Origin of the sequence: Streptomyces sp. NPDC048419 (assembly GCF_043200415.1) — a bacterium.
Taxonomy (GTDB): domain Bacteria; phylum Actinomycetota; class Actinomycetes; order Streptomycetales; family Streptomycetaceae; genus Streptomyces.
This window is the reverse complement of sequence record NZ_JBICXT010000006.1, coordinates 61,433-77,934: the sequence shown is the minus strand read 5'-3', so window position 1 is coordinate 77,934 and position 16,502 is coordinate 61,433. Positions and strand designations below refer to the sequence as shown.

Annotated in this window: 14 protein-coding genes and 1 tRNA gene; 8 read left to right on the top strand and 7 right to left on the bottom strand. The window is 71.0% G+C overall.

Going from position 1 to position 16,502, the window contains the following annotated elements:
* Positions 1 to 42: 42 nt before the first annotated feature.
* The 5 genes from ACGFYN_RS15470 to ACGFYN_RS15450 all read right to left on the bottom strand — a co-directional run bounded on the left by ACGFYN_RS15470 (position 43) and on the right by ACGFYN_RS15450 (position 6,047).
* On the bottom strand, positions 43 to 1,530 hold the full coding sequence (locus ACGFYN_RS15470) for a peptidoglycan D,D-transpeptidase FtsI family protein (RefSeq protein WP_393866334.1): 1,488 nt from the start codon (positions 1,528 to 1,530) through the stop codon (positions 43 to 45).
* Complete coding sequence (locus ACGFYN_RS15465) at positions 1,527 to 2,969, bottom strand: FtsW/RodA/SpoVE family cell cycle protein (RefSeq protein WP_393866333.1); 1,443 nt, start codon at positions 2,967 to 2,969, stop codon at positions 1,527 to 1,529. Before ACGFYN_RS15465 ends, ACGFYN_RS15470 begins: the two co-directional genes overlap by 4 nt.
* Before the next feature lie 27 nt (positions 2,970 to 2,996).
* Positions 2,997 to 4,553: a Stp1/IreP family PP2C-type Ser/Thr phosphatase gene (locus ACGFYN_RS15460; RefSeq protein WP_393866332.1), complete on the bottom strand. Its 1,557-nt coding sequence runs from the start codon at positions 4,551 to 4,553 to the stop codon at positions 2,997 to 2,999.
* 98 nt (positions 4,554 to 4,651) lie between these two features.
* Entirely contained in the window at positions 4,652 to 5,170 is a 519-nt protein-coding gene (locus tag ACGFYN_RS15455) for an FHA domain-containing protein (protein ID WP_393866331.1), read from the bottom strand.
* 10 nt (positions 5,171 to 5,180) lie between these two features.
* The gene (locus ACGFYN_RS15450) at positions 5,181 to 6,047 is read right to left on the bottom strand and encodes an FhaA domain-containing protein (RefSeq protein WP_393866330.1); all 867 of its coding nucleotides are present in this window, start codon (positions 6,045 to 6,047) and stop codon (positions 5,181 to 5,183) included.
* 501 nt (positions 6,048 to 6,548) lie between these two features.
* Here ACGFYN_RS15450 and ACGFYN_RS15445 point away from each other — a divergent pair.
* The 5 genes from ACGFYN_RS15445 to ACGFYN_RS15425 all read left to right on the top strand — a co-directional run bounded on the left by ACGFYN_RS15445 (position 6,549) and on the right by ACGFYN_RS15425 (position 10,141).
* A tRNA-Leu gene (locus ACGFYN_RS15445) sits at positions 6,549 to 6,635 on the top strand.
* Positions 6,636 to 6,855: 220 nt separating this feature from the next.
* Positions 6,856 to 8,301, top strand: coding sequence for a DUF2252 domain-containing protein (locus tag ACGFYN_RS15440; protein WP_393866329.1), 1,446 nt, complete (start codon positions 6,856 to 6,858; stop codon positions 8,299 to 8,301).
* A gap of 25 nt (positions 8,302 to 8,326) precedes the next feature.
* Positions 8,327 to 8,806: a hypothetical protein gene (locus ACGFYN_RS15435; RefSeq protein ID WP_393866328.1), complete on the top strand. Its 480-nt coding sequence runs from the start codon at positions 8,327 to 8,329 to the stop codon at positions 8,804 to 8,806.
* Between the two features lie 118 nt (positions 8,807 to 8,924).
* The gene (locus ACGFYN_RS15430; RefSeq protein WP_393866327.1) at positions 8,925 to 9,767 is read left to right on the top strand and encodes a J domain-containing protein; all 843 of its coding nucleotides are present in this window, start codon (positions 8,925 to 8,927) and stop codon (positions 9,765 to 9,767) included.
* Between the two features lie 44 nt (positions 9,768 to 9,811).
* On the top strand, positions 9,812 to 10,141 hold the full coding sequence (locus ACGFYN_RS15425; RefSeq protein ID WP_393866577.1) for a rhodanese-like domain-containing protein: 330 nt from the start codon (positions 9,812 to 9,814) through the stop codon (positions 10,139 to 10,141).
* A gap of 19 nt (positions 10,142 to 10,160) precedes the next feature.
* Here the strand turns inward: ACGFYN_RS15425 and ACGFYN_RS15420 are convergent, their stop codons facing one another.
* On the bottom strand, positions 10,161 to 11,294 hold the full coding sequence (locus tag ACGFYN_RS15420) for an acyl-CoA dehydrogenase family protein (protein WP_393866326.1): 1,134 nt from the start codon (positions 11,292 to 11,294) through the stop codon (positions 10,161 to 10,163).
* Between the two features lie 355 nt (positions 11,295 to 11,649).
* Between ACGFYN_RS15420 and ACGFYN_RS15415 the strand changes: the two genes are divergently transcribed.
* From ACGFYN_RS15415 to ACGFYN_RS15405, 3 genes are all read left to right on the top strand, one after another.
* Positions 11,650 to 12,723 carry a DUF5819 family protein gene (locus ACGFYN_RS15415; RefSeq protein ID WP_393866325.1) on the top strand — a complete coding sequence of 358 codons (1,074 nt, stop codon included), beginning with the start codon at positions 11,650 to 11,652 and terminating at the stop codon, positions 12,721 to 12,723.
* On the top strand, positions 12,720 to 13,934 hold the full coding sequence (locus ACGFYN_RS15410; RefSeq protein ID WP_393866324.1) for an HTTM domain-containing protein: 1,215 nt from the start codon (positions 12,720 to 12,722) through the stop codon (positions 13,932 to 13,934). The genes ACGFYN_RS15415 and ACGFYN_RS15410 overlap by 4 nt, the downstream gene beginning before the upstream one ends.
* A 77-nt stretch (positions 13,935 to 14,011) precedes the next feature.
* Positions 14,012 to 14,770, top strand: a complete 759-nt coding sequence (locus ACGFYN_RS15405) for a TrmH family RNA methyltransferase (protein WP_393866323.1) — start codon at positions 14,012 to 14,014, stop codon at positions 14,768 to 14,770.
* On the opposite strand, the gene paaN is transcribed toward ACGFYN_RS15405, so the two are convergent.
* Positions 14,767 to 16,470, bottom strand: coding sequence for a phenylacetic acid degradation protein PaaN (gene paaN / locus ACGFYN_RS15400; RefSeq protein ID WP_393866322.1), 1,704 nt, complete (start codon positions 16,468 to 16,470; stop codon positions 14,767 to 14,769). The two genes, ACGFYN_RS15405 and paaN, sit on opposite strands and share 4 nt — an antisense overlap.
* Positions 16,471 to 16,502: the final 32 nt, after the last annotated feature.

Genomic DNA, 16,502 nt, shown 5'->3' with positions numbered 1-16,502 from the left:
GGTATCGCAACGTGCACCGATGTGAAGGGGACGTGAGCGGGGTCACTTCTTGGAGTTGATGACCGCCTCCATCACGCTCTTCGCGATGGGCGCCGCGAGACCGCCGCCGGAGATGTCGTCACGGTTGGCGTGGTCGTCCTCGATGACCGTGGCCACGGCCACCGGCGAGCTGCCGTCGGGGAGCTTGGCGTAGGAGATGAACCAGGCGTACGGGTTCTTGCTGTTGGCGACGCCGTGCTGGGCCGTACCGGTCTTGCCGCCCACGGTGACGCCGGGGATCTGCGCGTTGGTACCGGTGCCCTCCTTGACGACCGTTTCCATCATCGACTGCAGGATCTGCGCGTTCTTCGACGACAGGGGCTGGCTCATCTCCTGCGGGTCGGTCTGCGCGATGGTGTCGAGGTTCGACGACTGGAGCTTGTCGACCATGTACGGCTTCATCAGCTTGCCGTCGTTGGCGACCGCGGAGGCGACCATGGCCATCTGAAGCGGGGTCGCGGCGGTGTTGTACTGGCCGATCGAGGAGAGCGCGGTCTGCGAGGAGTTCATGTCGTCGGAGAACACCGAGGCCGCGGAGCGCGTCGGCGTGAACTGCTCCTGGTCGAAGCCGAACTTCTTCGCCTCCGAGAGCATCTTGTCGTTGCCGAGGTCGGCACCGATCTTGCCGAACACGGTGTTGCAGGACACCCGCAGGGCGGTCCGCAGCGTCGCGTTCTTGCAGGGGATGTTGCCCTCGTTCTTCAGCTCGGTCGTGGTGCCCTTCATGATGTAGGGCAGCGGCGAGTCGGTGGCCGAGTCGGCCGAGTTGTACAGGCCGTTCTCCAGCGCGGCCGCGGCCGTGACCACCTTGAAGGTGGAGCCGGGCGGGTAGGTCTCGCGCAGCGCCCGGTTGAGCATCGGGTCGTTGGGGTTGACCTTCTTCTGCAGCTTCTGCCAGGCCTTGGAGTCCGTGTCCGTCGAGTTGCCGGCGAAGGACGAGGGGTCGTACGACGGGTAGGAGGCCAGCGCCAGGATCTTGCCCGTGGACGGGTCGATCGCCGCGACCGCGCCCTTGCCGCCCTGGGACTTCAGACCGTCGTAGGCGGCCTTCTGCGCGGCCGCGTTGAGCGTGGTGACGACGTTGCCGCCCTGCTTCTGCTTGCCCGTGATCATGTCGAGGGTGTTGCGGAAGAAGAGCCGGTCGTCGGTGCCGGTGAGGATGCCGTCCTCGATGGACTCCAGCTGGTTGGCGCCGAAGGCCTGCGAGGCGTACCCGGTGACGGGCGCCCACATCGCGCCGTCCTTGTAGGTGCGCTTGTACTCGAGGTCGTTCAGGCCGCTCTTGCTGGTCTTGGTGGAGCCGGTGATCGGGTCGCCGTCGACGACGATGTCGCCGCGCGGCGTGGAGTAACGCGCGATGGTGACGCGGCGGTTCTTGGGGTCGTCCTTGAGGCTGTCGGCCTTGAGGTACTGGAGCCAGTTGTCGCGCAGCAGCAGTGTGAGGACCAGCAGGCCGCAGAAGATCGCGATCCGGCGCAGGGGCTTGTTCATGACGGGCGGACCACCTGGGTCATCTCGGCGTCGGGGTTGGCGGCGGGCGCGGGCGCCGGGCGGCGGGCGGTGTCGCTGATCCGGATCAGGATGCCGATCAGCGCCCAGTTGGCGAGCACCGAAGAACCGCCGTAGGCCATGAACGGCAAGGTCATACCGGTCAGCGGGATGAGCCCCATCACACCGCCGGCCACGACGAAGACCTGCAGCGCGAAGGCGCCGGACAGGCCGACGGCGAGCAGCTTGCCGAACGGGTCGCGGGCGGCGAGGGCGGTGCGCACGCCGCGCTCCACGATCAGGCCGTAGATCAGCAGGATGGCCATGATGCCGGCCAGACCCAGCTCCTCGCCGAAGGTGGCGAGGATGAAGTCGGAGTTGGCGGCGAACCGGATCAGGTCCGAGTGGCCCTGGCCGAGGCCGGTGCCGAGGGTGCCGCCGGAGCCGAAGGCCCACAGCGCCTGCATGGACTGCTCGGAGTGGCCGACGACGCCCTGCTGGCTGAGCGTGTACTCCTTCATCGGGTCCAGCCAGGCCTGGACACGCTGCTGCACGTGCGGTTCGAAGCTGGCCACGCCGACGGCGCCGGCCGCGGACATCAGCAGACCGAAGACGATCCAGCTGGTCCGCTCGGTGGCGACGTACAGCATGATGACGAACATTCCGAAGAACAGCAGCGAGGTGCCGAGGTCGGTCTCGAAGACCAGGATGAGGATCGACATCAGCCAGACGACCAGGATGGGTCCGAGGTCGCGGCCGCGCGGCAGGTACAGGCCCATGAAGCGGCGGCTGGCGAGGGCGAGCGCGTCGCGCTTCACCATCAGGTAGCCGGCGAAGAAGATCGCGAGGGCGATCTTCGCGAACTCACCGGGCTGCAGGGAGCCGAGGCCCGGGACGCGGATCCAGATCTTGGCGCCGTAGATGTTGGCGCCGAGGCCGGGCACCAGCGGCAGGATGAGCAGCACCAGCGAGCCGAACATCGAGATGTACGTGTAGCGCTGGAGGACGCGGTGGTCCTTCAGGAAGATCAGCACGACCACGAACAGACCGATGCCCAGAGCGGTGTAGAGCAGCTGGCGGGGCGCGGCCTGGAAGTAGTTGGGCAGCGACTGCAGCAGCTTCGACTGGTCGAGACGCCAGATCACCACCAGGCCAAGGCCGTTGAGCAGCGTGGCCAGCGGCAGCAGCATCGGGTCGGCGTACGGCGCGAACTTCCGTACGGCGAGGTGGCCGACGGCCGCGAGCAGACCGAGACCGAGCCCGTAGCTCAGCAGGCCGGCCGGCACCTTGTCGTCGATGGCCAGGCCCACGTTGGCGTAGGCGAACACAGGGATGGCCACCGCGAACACCAGGAGCGCGAGCTCGGTGTTGCGCCGGCTCGGTGCGCCGATCGCGCCGATCGTGGACGTGTGGTGCGTCGATGGGTTGGTAGTACTGCTCATCGTGTGACAGGGCCTCTCACGGCTTGCCTACTGCTTACCGCACAGCGAGACGACCTTCTGCTCATCCTCCGAGAGGCTGGGGCCGGGGCTGGGGGTGGGAGCGGTCGCTGACTTGGACGGGGTCGGTGAGGTCGAGGGGCTCGGTGATGCCTTGGACGTGAGGGAGGTCTTTGTGGTTCCCGTGGTGCCGCCCGCCTGGCCGGTGCCGGTCTTCGAGTTGTTCTCGCTCTCGGCCGCCTGCCGCTCGGACTCCTTCTTGCACGCGGAGGCCTGCACGGCCAGGTCGTCGATCTTCGACTGGGCGTCGGTCAGACCGCCCTCGGCGATCGTGTTCTTGACCTGCTTCTGCTGGTACGGCGGCAGGTACTTGAGTTCGATCTCGGGGTGATCCTTCTCCACCTCCGACAGCGAGACCCAGGCCAGGTCCTGGCTGATGCCCCGGTAGAGCGCTACGTGCTCGGCCTTGGTGCCGACGTAGTACTGCGTCTGCGTCCAGCGCCAGCCGCCGTACAGGCCGCCGCCGATGACGGCGAGCGTGAGCACGATGTAGAAGGATCTCTTCGCCCACTTGCGGCCCTTGCTGGGCTTGACGAAGTCGTCGTCGGTGTAGTCGCCGAAGCTGCCCGCCGGGACGTAGCCGGTGGTGTCGCCGGAGCCCGGCGGGCCGAACTCGCCGCCCCCGCCCTGTCCGGGCACCTGGCGGCCGAGTCCGGAGGCGCGGCCCGCGGGGGTCTGCATGATGCCGTTGTCGTGCTGCTGGTGCTGGTTCTCGGCGACCGCGCCCACCACGACCGGGGTGTCGGAGAGCTGCCCGGCGAGGGTGTCCGAGGTGTCCAGGTCCAGTACGTCGGCGATGATGACCGTGATGTTGTCGGGGCCGCCGCCGCGCAGCGCGAGCTGGATCAGCTCCTGCACGGTCTCCTGCGGGCCCTGGTAGCTGGCGAGGGTGTCCTCGAGCGTCTGGTGCGAGACGACGCCGGACAGGCCGTCGGAGCAGATCAGGTAGCGGTCGCCGGCCCGGACCTCACGGATCGACAGATCGGGCTCGACGTGCTCGCCGCTGCCCAACGCCCGCATCAGCAGGGAGCGTTGGGGGTGGGTGGTGGCCTCTTCCTCGGTGATGCGGCCCTCGTCGACCAGCCGCTGCACCCAGGTGTGGTCCTGCGTGATCTGGGTGAGGACGCCGTCGCGCAGCAGGTACGCGCGCGAGTCGCCGACGTGTACGAGGCCGAGCCGCTGGCCGGTCCACAGCAGGGCGGTGAGCGTCGTGCCCATGCCCTCCAGCTGCGGGTCCTCCTCGACCATCGCGCGCAACTGGTCGTTGGCGCGCTGCACGGCGGTGCCGAGGGAGGTGAGGATGTCGGAGCCCGGCACGTCGTCGTCGAGCGCGACGATGGTGGAGATGGCTTCGGAGGAGGCGACCTCGCCGGCCGCGGCGCCGCCCATGCCGTCGGCGATCGCGAGCAGGCGCGGACCGGCGTATCCGGAGTCCTCGTTGCCCTCCCGGATCATGCCTTTGTGCGATCCGGCGGCGAAGCGCAGTGACAGACTCATGCGCACCTCGCCCGTTGGCTCCGGGTACATCCGCACGGTGCCCACCCTCCGGTCGGGAGCGCGCCGAGGCCCCTGGTGGGGGCCGCCGCTGCGTGCTCGCTCCGCTCGCACTCTTCCATGATGTAGTACTACTTCCGCAGCTCGATGACTGTCTTGCCGATGCGGATCGGCGCGCCCAGCGGAATCGGCGTGGGGGTCGTCAGCCGGCTCCGGTCGAGGTATGTGCCATTGGTGGAACCCAGGTCCTCGACGATCCAGTTGCCGTCGCGGTCCGGGTAGATCCTGGCATGGCGGCTGGAGGCGTAGTCGTCGTCCAGCACGATCGTGCTGTCGTGCGCCCGGCCCAGGGTGATGGTCTGGCCCTGCAGCGCGACGGTCGTGCCGGTGAGGGTGCCCTCGGACACGACCAGCTTGCTGGGGGCGTTGCGGCGCTGGCGACCGCCGCCGCCCTGCTGGCGCTGCGGCGGTGGTGCGGCCTGCTGCCGGGCGGCGGCCTGCTGCGGCCGTCCGCTCTCGCGTCGGGACCCGCGCTGAGTGACGCGCGTTCCGAACAGGTCGCTGCGGATGACCTGCACGGCCACGATCACGAACAGCCACAGTACGGCCAGGAAACCCAGCCGCATGACCGTGAGGGTCAGCTCTGACATTGCCCCCGCTTCACCCTTCGGCTTGCCGGTAAATGATGGTGGTGCTGCCCACGACGATCCGCGAGCCGTCGCGGAGCGTAGCGCGGGTGGTGTGCTGCCCGTCCACCACGATGCCGTTGGTGGACCCGAGATCCTGGATCGTCGAGGGCGTTCCGGTCCGGATCTCACAGTGCCGGCGCGAGACGCCGGGGTCGTCGATCCGCACGTCGGCCTCGGTGCTGCGGCCCAGCACCAGAGTCGCGCGGGAGATCTGGTGGCGGGTGCCGTTGATCTCGACCCAGTGGCGGGTGCGGCCGCCCGCCGCAGGGGCGGCAGGAGGTCGCTGTCCGCCGGCGGGCTGCGGGTAGCCGTAGCCGCCGCCGGGGCGCGCGCCGGGCGGCGGCGCGGCCGGCATGGGCGGAGCGCCCGCGGGCGCGGCGGCCGGCGGATAGCCGTATCCGCCGCCGGGACGGCCCGCGGCCGGTGCCGGCGGCGCGGCGGGGCCGCCCGCCTGCTGGTTCGTGGTGGAGGCGAGCGTACGGCTGCGCACCCGGTACAGGCCGGTGTCGAGGTCGTCCGCCTTCTCGAGGTGGACCTTGATGGGGCCCATGAAGGTGTAGCGCTGCTGCTTGGCGTAGTCGCGCACCATGCCGGCGAGCTCGTCGCCGAGCTGGCCGGAGTAGGGGCTGAGCCGCTCGAAGTCCGGCGTGCTCAGCTCCACGATGAAGTCGTTGGGGACGACGGTCCGGTCGCGGTTCCAGATCGTCGCGTTGTTGTCGCACTCGCGCTGGAGCGCGCCGGCGATCTCCACGGGCTGGACCTCTGACTTGAACACCTTCGCGAAGGTGCCGTTGACCAGACCTTCGAGACGCTGCTCGAACTTCTTCAGGACTCCCACGGGGCACCTCCTCCGATGTCGCTGCCGTCCTGCGTCCCGCCTGTCGGGACCTGCCTTACCTGGTACTGCTTACTGATCGTATCCACGCGCGGGTGAATCGGCTGGTTCCCCCTGTCGGCCTGGTCGACGGGTGTCGACGCTGGACGAAGTCCGCTTCGGAAGTTCCCTCCGAAGCCGTTCTTCGAACTCCTCCCACGCACTCCTTCTGCCCAGGATCGTAGAGGCGGCCGCAGACCAGTGTCCCGCACCTGACTGTGGACTCTGCCCGGCTCCTGGGGAGACGGACAGGACCGGTACGAGGTTGATACGTGAACCGGCATCCGTCGATACGGAGCGCGCACCCCGCACGATCGATCACTTCCGGGACCGGTTCGGGAGACGTCCCTGGTGGGCGGCTGCCCCGGCGAAAGGGATGTGAACCCACCCCGGCCAGCGTGCTAATGTTCTGGATGTCGAAAGGCGCTACACCCCAAGGGGCAGAGGCCGGAAGACACACCCAATGCGCGGGTGGCGGAATAGGCAGACGCGCTGGATTCAGGTTCCAGTGCCCGCAAGGGCGTGGGGGTTCAACTCCCCCCTCGCGCACCAGTCGGAAGCCCCCAGGTCCCAGACCTGGGGGCTTCCGCGTTTCTCCGGAGCGGTGTGAGGCTCATTACCCCGTGAGGACAATCACAACCCCGCTCCACACGATCGTGGAGCGGGGTTTTCCACAGGCGCGTAGTTCTCCACAGGGTCTGACGCGTTCCGGCCACCGGCTGTACGGTCTCCACGAGTTGATGTTCGTGCGGGTGCGGGGGAGGCGGTCGGCGTGACCGGAATCGGTGAGGCACAAACCGGAATCGGTGAGGCACAAACGGCGGAGTCGGCGGTACGCCGGCTTCCGCAGGTGCGCGGGTTCGTCACCTGGCCGCCTGAGGGCTCGGCCAAGTCCGAGGGCAAGGCGCTGCGCAAGAGCGTGCCGCGTCGTGCGCACTCCGCGCTCGACCTCGACGGCGCCCGGCCGCACGCGGTCGCCGCGCTGGAGGAGTCCCACCGCGGCCGGATCCCCGAGCTCACCCCGATACGGGCGGGCCGGATGGCCGCCACGCCCTTCGCCTTCCTGCGCGGCTCGGCGGGCCTCATGGCGCACGACCTCGCGCGCACCCCCATGACCCGCATCCGCGCACAGATCTGCGGCGACGCCCACGCGGGGAACTTCGGTCTCTACGGCGATCCGCGCGGCGACCTGGTCATCGACCTGAACGACTTCGACGAGACGGTCCACGGCCCCTGGGAGTGGGACCTCAAGCGGCTCGCCGCCTCCCTCGTGCTCGCCGGCCGGGAGGCGGGCGCGGACGAGGACCAGTGCCGCAAGGCGGCCTACGACGCGACCGGCGCCTACCGCCGCACCATGCGACTGCTCGCCAAGCTCCCGGTGCTGGACGCGTGGAACGCCATCGCGGACGAGGAGCTGGTCTCGCACACCGACGCCCACGATCTGCTCGGCACGCTGGAGCGGGTCTCCGAGAAGGCGCGGGCGAACACCAGCGGGCGCTTCGCGGCGAAGTCGACGGAACAGGCCGAGGAGGGCGGGCGCCGCTTCGTGGAGTCCCTGCCGGTGTTGCGGGGAGTGCCGGACGAGGAGGCCGTGGCGGTGGCGGCGGCCCTCGAGGAGTACGTGACGACGCTCTCCGAGGACCGGCTCCCGCTGCTGGCCCGCCACGCGGTGCACGACGTCGCCTTCCGGGTCGTCGGCACGGGCAGCGTGGGCACGCGGTCCTACGTCGTGCTGCTCCTGGACCACCGGGGGGAGCCGCTCGTCCTCCAGGTGAAGGAGTCCCGTCCCTCGGTGCTGGTGCCGCACCTGCTGACCGCGGGCTTCGACGTGCCGGAGGTGGCGCACGAGGGCCGCCGGGTGGTGCTCGGGCAGAAGCGCATGCAGGTCGTCAGCGACATCCTGCTGGGCTGGACGTCGGTGGACGGACGGCCTTTCCAGGTACGGCAGTTCCGCAACCGCAAGGGCAGCGTCGACCCCGCGGCCCTGGCCGCCGACCAGATAGACGACTACGGCCGCATGACCGGCGCCCTGCTGGCCCGGGCCCACTCGCACAGCGCGGATCCCCGGCTGATCGCCGGGTACTGCGGCAAGAACGAGGAACTGGACGAGGCGATCGCGGACTTCGCCGTCGCGTACGCCGACCGCACGGAGGCCGACCACGCCGATCTGACCGCCGCGGTGCGGTCGGGGAAGGTCGCGGCGGAGCTCGGGGTGTGAGAGGCGGGGCCGGGAGGGGCGCCGGATGAAGTACGTCGACCTCGACGGACGGGACGGTGAGGTGACGGGGATCATCGACCCGCGCCCCTACCTGGCGCGGCTTCCGATGCTGGCACAGCAACTGCCGCCGGGGGCGCGGGCGTTCGCCACGAATTCGGGGCACTACGACTTCTCCGGGAGGCGGTGCGTCAAGGACCTCGTGCCGCAGGGGGTCCGCCGGACCGGCGACGACGAGATCGAGATCCGCTTCGGCCACAACTGCTTCAAGCACGACGAGGACCTCCTCGTCCGCTACACCGGGGTCTCCCGCTTCCAGGTGGACGTCCTGGACCTCTGCGACGTGACCGCCCTGGGCGAGGTGATCCTCGACGAGGTCCTGCCGCACGTCGACGGCTGCACGCACGAGATCGCGTGCCGCCCGGGGACCATGGTGGTGGCGTGCCGGGATCTGGCGGCGGAGTGGGTGGACGCGGACTGTCCCGAGGCGCGGGGGCGGGGGCGATGAGCGGCAGCCTGACCGGGGCAGGCGTGGCCTTCCGGACCGGTGTGGGCGTCGTCGCTGGTCGGGGGCGTTGCCGTCGGTGCGGCGGAGGGCCCGGCGGGCCGTGGCCTAGGCTGGTCGCGTGACGAGCCCGGATGCTGAGCAGGGTGGTGTCGCCGGTGAGACGCAGGCGACGCCCGAGGACGGTGTGCCGCGCCCCGAGGAGCGCCTGGAGCGGGCCGTTCGGGCCGCCGAGCAGGCGCTGATCGAGTACGAGATCGCGGTGGAGACCTTCCGCGTGGAGGTCGAGAACTTCTCCCGGCTGCACCACCAGAAGCTCGGCCCGATGTACGCGCGCCTCGACGAGCTGGACGCGGAGATCGCGGAGGCGCGGGCCGCGCGCACCGGCGATCCCGAGGACCGGCGCAAGGCCGAGGAGGCGCGCGCCCGGGTGCTGCCGATGCCCGGCGTGGAGGAGCTGTTCCACGGCTGGATGGACGGCGAAGGGCTGTTCCCCGAGGCCGCGGCGATGCTCACGGACCAGCCCGTGCGGCCTCCCCAGCGGGTGCGCCCCAGCGACGAGGCCCGCAAGCTCTACCGCGAGCTGGCCCGCAAGGCCCACCCGGACCTGGCGCAGGAGGACGCCGAACGGGCGCGCCGGGAGGAGTTCATCACCCGGGTCAACGCCGCCTACGCGCGCGGCGACGAGCCCCTGCTGCGGGAGCTGGCCGAGGAGTGGGAGAAGGGGCCGGCGCCGGCCGAGCGCCGTCCCAGCGAGAGCGAGGAGCTCTACGCCCGCCTCGAATGGCTCGCGGAGCGCAAGGAGATGCTGACGCTGGTCGCCAAGGACCTGGAGGAGAGCGCGATCGGCTCGATGCTCCGGATGGCGCCGGACGATCCCGACCAGCTCCTGGACGAGATCGCCGAGAAGCTGCTGGCGGACGTCTCCCGGCGCGAGGAGGAGCTGGCCGAGCTGCTGGCCTAGGCGGGCGGTCGGGTAGCGTCTTGGGCATGCATTTCGGAGCTGGTGTGCCCACGGTCGAGGTCTCGGACCTCAAGGACGGCGACTTCCTGCTGGACGTCCGCGAGGACGACGAGTGGCAGGCGGGCCACGCCGAGGGGGCACTGCACATCCCCATCAGCGAGTTCGTGGCCCGGTACGGCGAGCTGACCGAGGCCGCCCCGCAGGACGGCCGCGTCAACGTCATCTGCCGCTCCGGCGGCCGCTCGGCGCAGGTCGCGATGTACCTCGTGCAGCAGGGCGTCGACGCCGTGAACGTCGACGGCGGCATGCAGGTGTGGGCCGCGGCGGGCCGGGCTGTCGTGACGGACGAGGGTCAGCCCGGGTTCGTCCTGTAGATCTGCGGGTTCTGGCCGGTCAGCCGAGTGGGTGGGCCGCCAGCAGGTCGCCCAGGGCCTCCTCGTGCGCCGCCGCCGGGCCGAGCTGGAGTTCCAGGTGCTTGGCCCAGGCGTGGTACCGGTGCAGGGGGTATTCGACGTCCGCGCCGAATCCGCCGTGCAGATGCTGGGCCGTCTGCACGACCCGTCGTACGCCCTCCGAGGCCCAGATCTTGGCGACCGCGAGGTCGCCGGAGGCGGGCAGTACGCCGGACGCCCCCGAGGCAATGCGCCACGCGGCCTGCCACAGGGTGACCTCCATCGCGCGCAGGTCGATGAAGCGGTCGGCGGCCTGTACGGCGACGGCCTGGAAGGTGGCGACGGGGAACCCGAACTGCTCCCGTCTGCCGGTGTATTCACTCGTCATGGCGAGAACCCGTTCGCCCAGGCCGAGGGCCAGCGCGCAGGTGCCGCAGGTCAGCAGGGAGCGCAGCCAGTCCCAGGCGCCGTCGGCGTCGATGACGTCGTGGGCCGCGATCCGCGCGGACTCCAGGCGCAGTTCACCGAGCCGCTCGCCTGCGGTGGAGATCTGCTCGCCGAGGCCGGCACCCGGGTGAGTGCGGGGGATCACGGCGAGGAGGGTGCGGTCGGCGGCCGTACGGGCCGGTACGACGAGGAAGTCGGCGGTGTGGGCCCACGGCACCGCCGTCTGCACGCCGTCCAGGATCCAGGCGTCGCCGTCCTGCCTCGCGGTCACCGCGAGTTCGGCCGGGTCGTGGCCGCTGCGGCCGTTCGCGGCGACGGTCAGCACCACCTCGCCCCGCCCGGCCCGGGCGAGCAGCGCCGACTTCAACTCCTTGCCGCCGTAGGCCTGTACGGCCGCCGCGGCGGCGACGGACTCCAGCAGCGGTACGCGCGCCAGCACCTTGGCCGACTCCCGCAGCACCAGGCACAGGGCGATGGCGTCCAGGCCCGCGCCGCCGTGCTCCGGGTCGAGCAGCAGGCTGAGCAGGTCCGCCTCGGCGAGCTTCGCCCACAGCGCGCGGTCGAAGTCGTCGGCGACGGTGCCCGCGACGAGCGAGGGGCTGGGCACCGCGTCCGGCGCGACCGGGGCGAACACCCCGCGCGCCGCCTCGGCCGCCGCCTGCTGCTCCTCGGTGAAGGTGAAGTCCACGGTCCTGTCCTTCCGGCGGTCCGTTGATCTGACGGGTCGTCAAGATAGAACAGGTTCTAGAAGAAGGGAACGGGGCGTCGGGGTTCGGACTCGCTCCAGACCGACCGTTCGGTTCCATGGTCCGGCACTGGGCCGAACGCCGTAAGGTGTCAACCGCCGTGGATGACCCGCGCGCGTGGCCTGTGGACAACTGGGGGCGGCCTCGTGTGTGCCGCGGCGAGGTCGACCGACCGGGCTGCGCCGAGCGGGCGGGCCTGAGTACGGTGCCCTGCTAGTGCGGTGGTGCGGGGCGGGCGGTACGGCGCTCCGCGGCCGGCGGCCGGAAGACAGACCGGGATCGAGAAGACGGGCGGCAATGGACGCGTACGGCACAGACTCCGACGCCCGGCACGGGCCGGACGATCCTGGCGGCACGCCCGAGCCGGAGGGCCCGCCCGAACCGGCCGACCGTCCGGCCCAGCCCTCTGACCAGGATGATCGGCCCGAAACGGCCGCTCACCCCGAGTCGGTCGCACATCCCGAGCCGGCCGGTCACCCTGAGCCGGCCGCGCGTCCCGAGCCCGTCGCTCATCCCGGACCGGTCGCCCAGCCCGAGCAGACTGCCCGTCCCGAGCCGGATGGCCAGTCTGAGCCGGAAGGCCGACCCGAGCCGGGTCGTCACGCCGAGCCGGATCGCGACCTCGAGCCCGATCGTCACGCCGAGCCGGATCGCGACTTCGAACCGGGTCGTCACGCCGAACTCGTCGTCCCGCCCCAGCCGGGCGCCCCGTACGCCGAGACCCGCACCGGTGTCGCCGCGCTCTCCCCCCGCTACCAGATAGGTGCCGCGCTGGCGCTCGCGGTCGTCGCCGTCGCCGTCTGCGTGCATCTCGGCATGGTCTTCCTGCACGTCGCGCCGTCGAACACCCTGACCAAGGCGCACGGCAAGGCGATCGACGAGTGGGTCTACCCGGAGTTCGAGCAGAACTGGAAGCTCTTCGCGCCCAATCCGCTCCAGCAGAACATCGCCGTCCAGGTCCGCGCCGAGGTGCAGGCGAAGGACGGTGAGGTGCGCACCACCGGCTGGTACGACCTGTCCGCCGAGGACGGCCGGGCCATCGACGGCAATCTGCTGCCCAGCCACACCCAGCAGAACGAGCTGCGCCGGGCCTGGGACTTCTTCGTCGCCACGCACGACAGCGACAACCGCCCCTCGGGCGTGCGCGGCGCCCTGTCGGAGAACTACCTGCGGCGCATCGTGGCGCTGCGCCTGGACCGCGACGACGCGGCCGGGCAGGGCGGCGTCGTCGAGCGCGTCCAGGTCCGTTCCAGTACCACCAACGTCGCCCCGCCCAGGTGGAGCGCGGAGAAGATCTCGGACAAGCCCATGTACCGTGTGCTGCCCTGGTGGCCGGTCACCGCCGCCGACACCGACGGAGGCGTCGAGTGAACCGCTTCGCCCTGTCGGTCTCCTCCGCCATCGCCCGCGTCACCGAGTCGGCGCTCGGCCCGTACCAGACGGCCGTCATCCGCATCGGCTTCAGCGCGACCTGGCTGCTGTTCCTGCTGCGCGAGTTCCCCCACCGCGAGGAGCTCTACGGCCCCGGTGGCCCGTGGAGCTGGGACGACGCCCAGCAGCTGATAGCCGTCAACCATGCCTTCACGGCCCTGATGTGGTCGGACGGCCGCGCCTGGTTCGAGATCGTCTACGTGCTCGCCGTGCTGGCCGGCGCGCTGCTGCTGCTCGGCTGGCGCACCCGCACCATGTCCGTGCTGTTCATGATCGGCGTGCTCTCGCTGCAGAACCGCAGCGTCTTCGTGGGGGACGGCGGCGACAACGTCCTGCACCTGATGTCCGTCTACCTCGTGTTCACGCGTTGCGGCCAGGTCTGGTCGCTGGACGCGCGGCGGGCCCGGCGCGCGGCCGGGGCACGCGCGCGTGGGGAGCGTGTTCCGGACCGGCTGAACCCGGCGCTGTGGGCCGTGCTCGGGTTCGTGCTGGTCGCGGTGACCGCCGGTGGCAGGTTCGGCGGCGTCGACGCGACCGTGCCGGTGATCGTGTGGACGGTGTGGGTCGCGCTCGCCGTGCGATGGGTCGTCGGGCGCCGCGCGAAGAGCGCGGAGCCCCGGATACTGCTGGACGTCGTCGGCAACATCGTGCACAACGGCGCAGTCCTCGTGATCATGGCCGAGGCCTGTCTGATCTACGCGACGGCCGGCTGGTACAAGATCCAGGGCACCCGCTGGCAGGACGGCACGGCGGTCTACTACCCCCTTCACCTCGACTACTTCTCGCCCTGGCCCGCGCTCGCCGACCTGCTGTCGTCCAGCGGCACGATGGTGATGCTCGTGACGTACGGGACCGTCATCGTGCAGGTCGCCTTCCCGTTCACGCTGTTCAACCGGCGGGTGAAGAACGTCCTGCTGGCGGTCATGATGACCGAGCACGCCGTGATCGCCGTGGTCCTCGGCCTGCCGTTCTTCTCGCTCGCGATGATCACGGCGGACTCGGTCTTCCTGCCGACCTCGTTCCTGCACCGGCTCGGCGGCTGGGCGGCACGCGCACGTGAGCGCGTCCTCGCCCGCGGCGGGCGGGTGACCCTGCCCGGGCCACGCGTGCCGGAGAACCCCGAGCCCACGCACGCGAACTCCACGGCCTGAGCCCGCGGCGCGCACGCAGGTGAGCCCTGGAGGCACGCGCGCGTGAGCCCCGGCCGCGCGCACGTAGGCTGCCCACCATGACCGACCCCACCGCCGACACCGTGAGCGCCTGGCACCGGCTGGCCGGCACCTGCGTGCTGCTCGACGGTTTCCACGCCCTCAAGCACGCCCTGCGCTTCGAGGCCGAGGTCCCGGTGGCGGTCACCGCCGACCGGCGGGCGGCCCTCACGCTCGCCGGTGAACTCGCCCCCGACGTACGGGAGAAGCTGGCCGCGCTCCTCACCGAGGTGCCGGAGCCGACGTACCGGAGCCTGGTGCCGCGCCCGCATCCCACCGCGGTGGCGGCGCTGGCCGTACGGCCCTCCCGCGCGGCCAACCTGGAGAAGCTGGCGCACGCCCCCCGCACCGCGCCCCTCGTGGTCCTCGACAACCCGCGCAACCTGGGCAACGCGGGCGCCGTGATCCGGCTGGCCGCGGGGTTCGGCGCGACCGGCGTGGTCACCACGGGCACGCTCGACCCCTGGCACCCCACCGTCGTACGCGGCGGGGCGGGGCTGCACTTCGCGACCGCGGTGGAGCGACTGGCCGCCGACGAGCTGCCGGCGGGTCCGCTGTTCGCCCTCGACCCGGAGGGCGACGACATCCGGGGCGTGAAGCTCCCGGACGACGCCGTCCTCGCCTTCGGCTCGGAGCGCAGCGGCCTGTCCGCCGAACTACGCGCGCGTACCGACCACTTGCTGTCCCTGCCGATGCGTCCCCAGGTCTCCAGCTACAACCTGGCGACCAGCGTGGCCATGACGCTGTACCACTGGAGCGCCACCGGGTACGGCTCCTAGGCCTGGCCCTCGGCCTCGCGGCGCACCTCGACCACCCGGAACCGGCTCGCGACGAACGCGCCGTCGCACAGCGCCGCGTTGGCCGCCGGGTTGCCGCCCGAACCGTGGAAGTCGGAGAACGCGGCCGTCTGGTTGACGTACACCCCGCCCGTAAGGTTCAGCGACAGCTGCGCCGCCTCTTCCAGGCAGACCTCCTGGATCGCGCCCTCGACCTCGCCGTCGCTCGTGTACGCGCCGACCGTCATCGCCCCCTTCTCACGGATCGTGCGCCGCAGCAGCTCCACGCCGTCCGCCGCCGAGTCGACCGCGACCGCGAAGGAGACGGGGCCGAAGCACTCGCTCATGTACGCGGCCTCGTCGTCCGGCTTGGCGCCGTCCAGCTTCACGATCACCGGCGTGCGCACCACCGCGCCCGGGAACTCGGGGTTGCTGATCTCCCGTGAGGCCAGGGCGACTTCGCCGAGCCCGGCCGCGGCTTCCAGGCGGGCCTTCACGTCCGGGTTGACGATCGCGCCGAGCAGCGCGTTCGCGCGCGCGTCGTCGCCGAGCAGGCCGTCGACCGCGCGGGCGAGGTCCGCGACCACCTCGTCGAAGGTCTTCGGGCCCTCGTCGGTGCGGATGCCGTCGCGGGGGATCAGCAGGTTCTGCGGGGTCGTGCACATCTGGCCGCTGTAGAGGGACAGCGAGAAGGCCAGGTTGGAGAGCATGCCCTTGTAGTTCGCCGCCGAGTCCACCAGCACGGTGTTGACGCCGGCCTTCTCCGTGTAGACCTGCGCCTGCCGGGCGTTGGCCTCCAGCCAGTCGCCGAACGCCGTCGAGCCCGTGTAGTCGATGATCCGGATCTCGGGGCGGGTGGCGAGCGTCTTCGCGATGCCCTCGCCGGGGCGCTCGGCCGCCAGCGCCACCAGGTTCGGGTCGAAGCCCGCCTCGGTGAGCACCTGGCGCGCCACCTGCACGGTGAGCGCGAGCGGCAGCACCGCGCGCGGGTGGGGCTTGACCAGGACCGCGTTACCGGTGGCCAGGGAGGCGAACAGGCCCGGGTAGCCGTTCCACGTCGGGAAGGTGTTGCAGCCGATCATCAGCGAGACACCGCGGGGGACCGGGGTGAACTGCTTGGCGAGCGCGAGCGGGTCGCGCTTGCCCTGCGGCTTGGTCCACTCCGCGGTGTCGGGCGTGCGGACCTGCTCCACGTACGCGTACGCCACCGCCTCCAGGCCGCGGTCCTGCGCGTGCGGGCCACCCGCCTGGAACGCCATCATGAACGCCTGGCCGGAGGTGTGCATGACCGCGTGCGCGAACTCGTGCGTCCGGTCGCTGATCCGCTTGAGGATCTCCAGGCACACCACCGCGCGCATCTCCGCGCCCGCGTCGCGCCACGCGCGCTGTCCGGCCTTCATGGCGGGCAGCAGCTCGTCGAGGTCCGCGTGCGGGTACGACACGCCCAGCTCGATGCCGTACGGCGACGTCTCGCCGCCCACCCAGTCGTCCGTGCCGGGCTGGCCGAGGTCGAGGCGGGTGCCGAGGAGGGCGTCGAAGGCGGCCTTGCCCGCCGCCATGTCCAGGCTGCCGTTCTCGCCGTAGGCCTTGGGGTGTTCGGGGTGCGGGGACCAGTACGCGCGTGTGCGGATCGCTTCCAGCGCCTGGTCGAGGGTGGGCCGGTGCTTGGCGATCAGCTCGTGCGTGGTCAGTTCGGCGGCCATGCGGGACCAACTCCTCGTCTTGTGAACTCTTC

Bases quoted from the DNA above. Each gene is read 5' to 3' on its own strand.
- ACGFYN_RS15470 (WP_393866334.1), bottom strand. From the start codon at position 1,530: ATGAACAAGCCCCTGCGCCGGATCGCGATCTTCTGCGGCCTGCTGGTC.
- ACGFYN_RS15465 (WP_393866333.1), bottom strand. From the start codon at position 2,969: ATGAGCAGTACTACCAACCCATCGACGCACCACACGTCCACGATCGGC.
- ACGFYN_RS15460 (WP_393866332.1), bottom strand. From the start codon at position 4,553: ATGTACCCGGAGCCAACGGGCGAGGTGCGCATGAGTCTGTCACTGCGC.
- ACGFYN_RS15455 (WP_393866331.1), bottom strand. From the start codon at position 5,170: ATGTCAGAGCTGACCCTCACGGTCATGCGGCTGGGTTTCCTGGCCGTA.
- ACGFYN_RS15435 (WP_393866328.1), top strand. From the start codon at position 8,327: ATGAAGTACGTCGACCTCGACGGACGGGACGGTGAGGTGACGGGGATC.
- ACGFYN_RS15415 (WP_393866325.1), top strand. From the start codon at position 11,650: ATGGACGCGTACGGCACAGACTCCGACGCCCGGCACGGGCCGGACGAT.
- ACGFYN_RS15405 (WP_393866323.1), top strand. From the start codon at position 14,012: ATGACCGACCCCACCGCCGACACCGTGAGCGCCTGGCACCGGCTGGCC.
- paaN (WP_393866322.1), bottom strand. From the start codon at position 16,470: ATGGCCGCCGAACTGACCACGCACGAGCTGATCGCCAAGCACCGGCCC.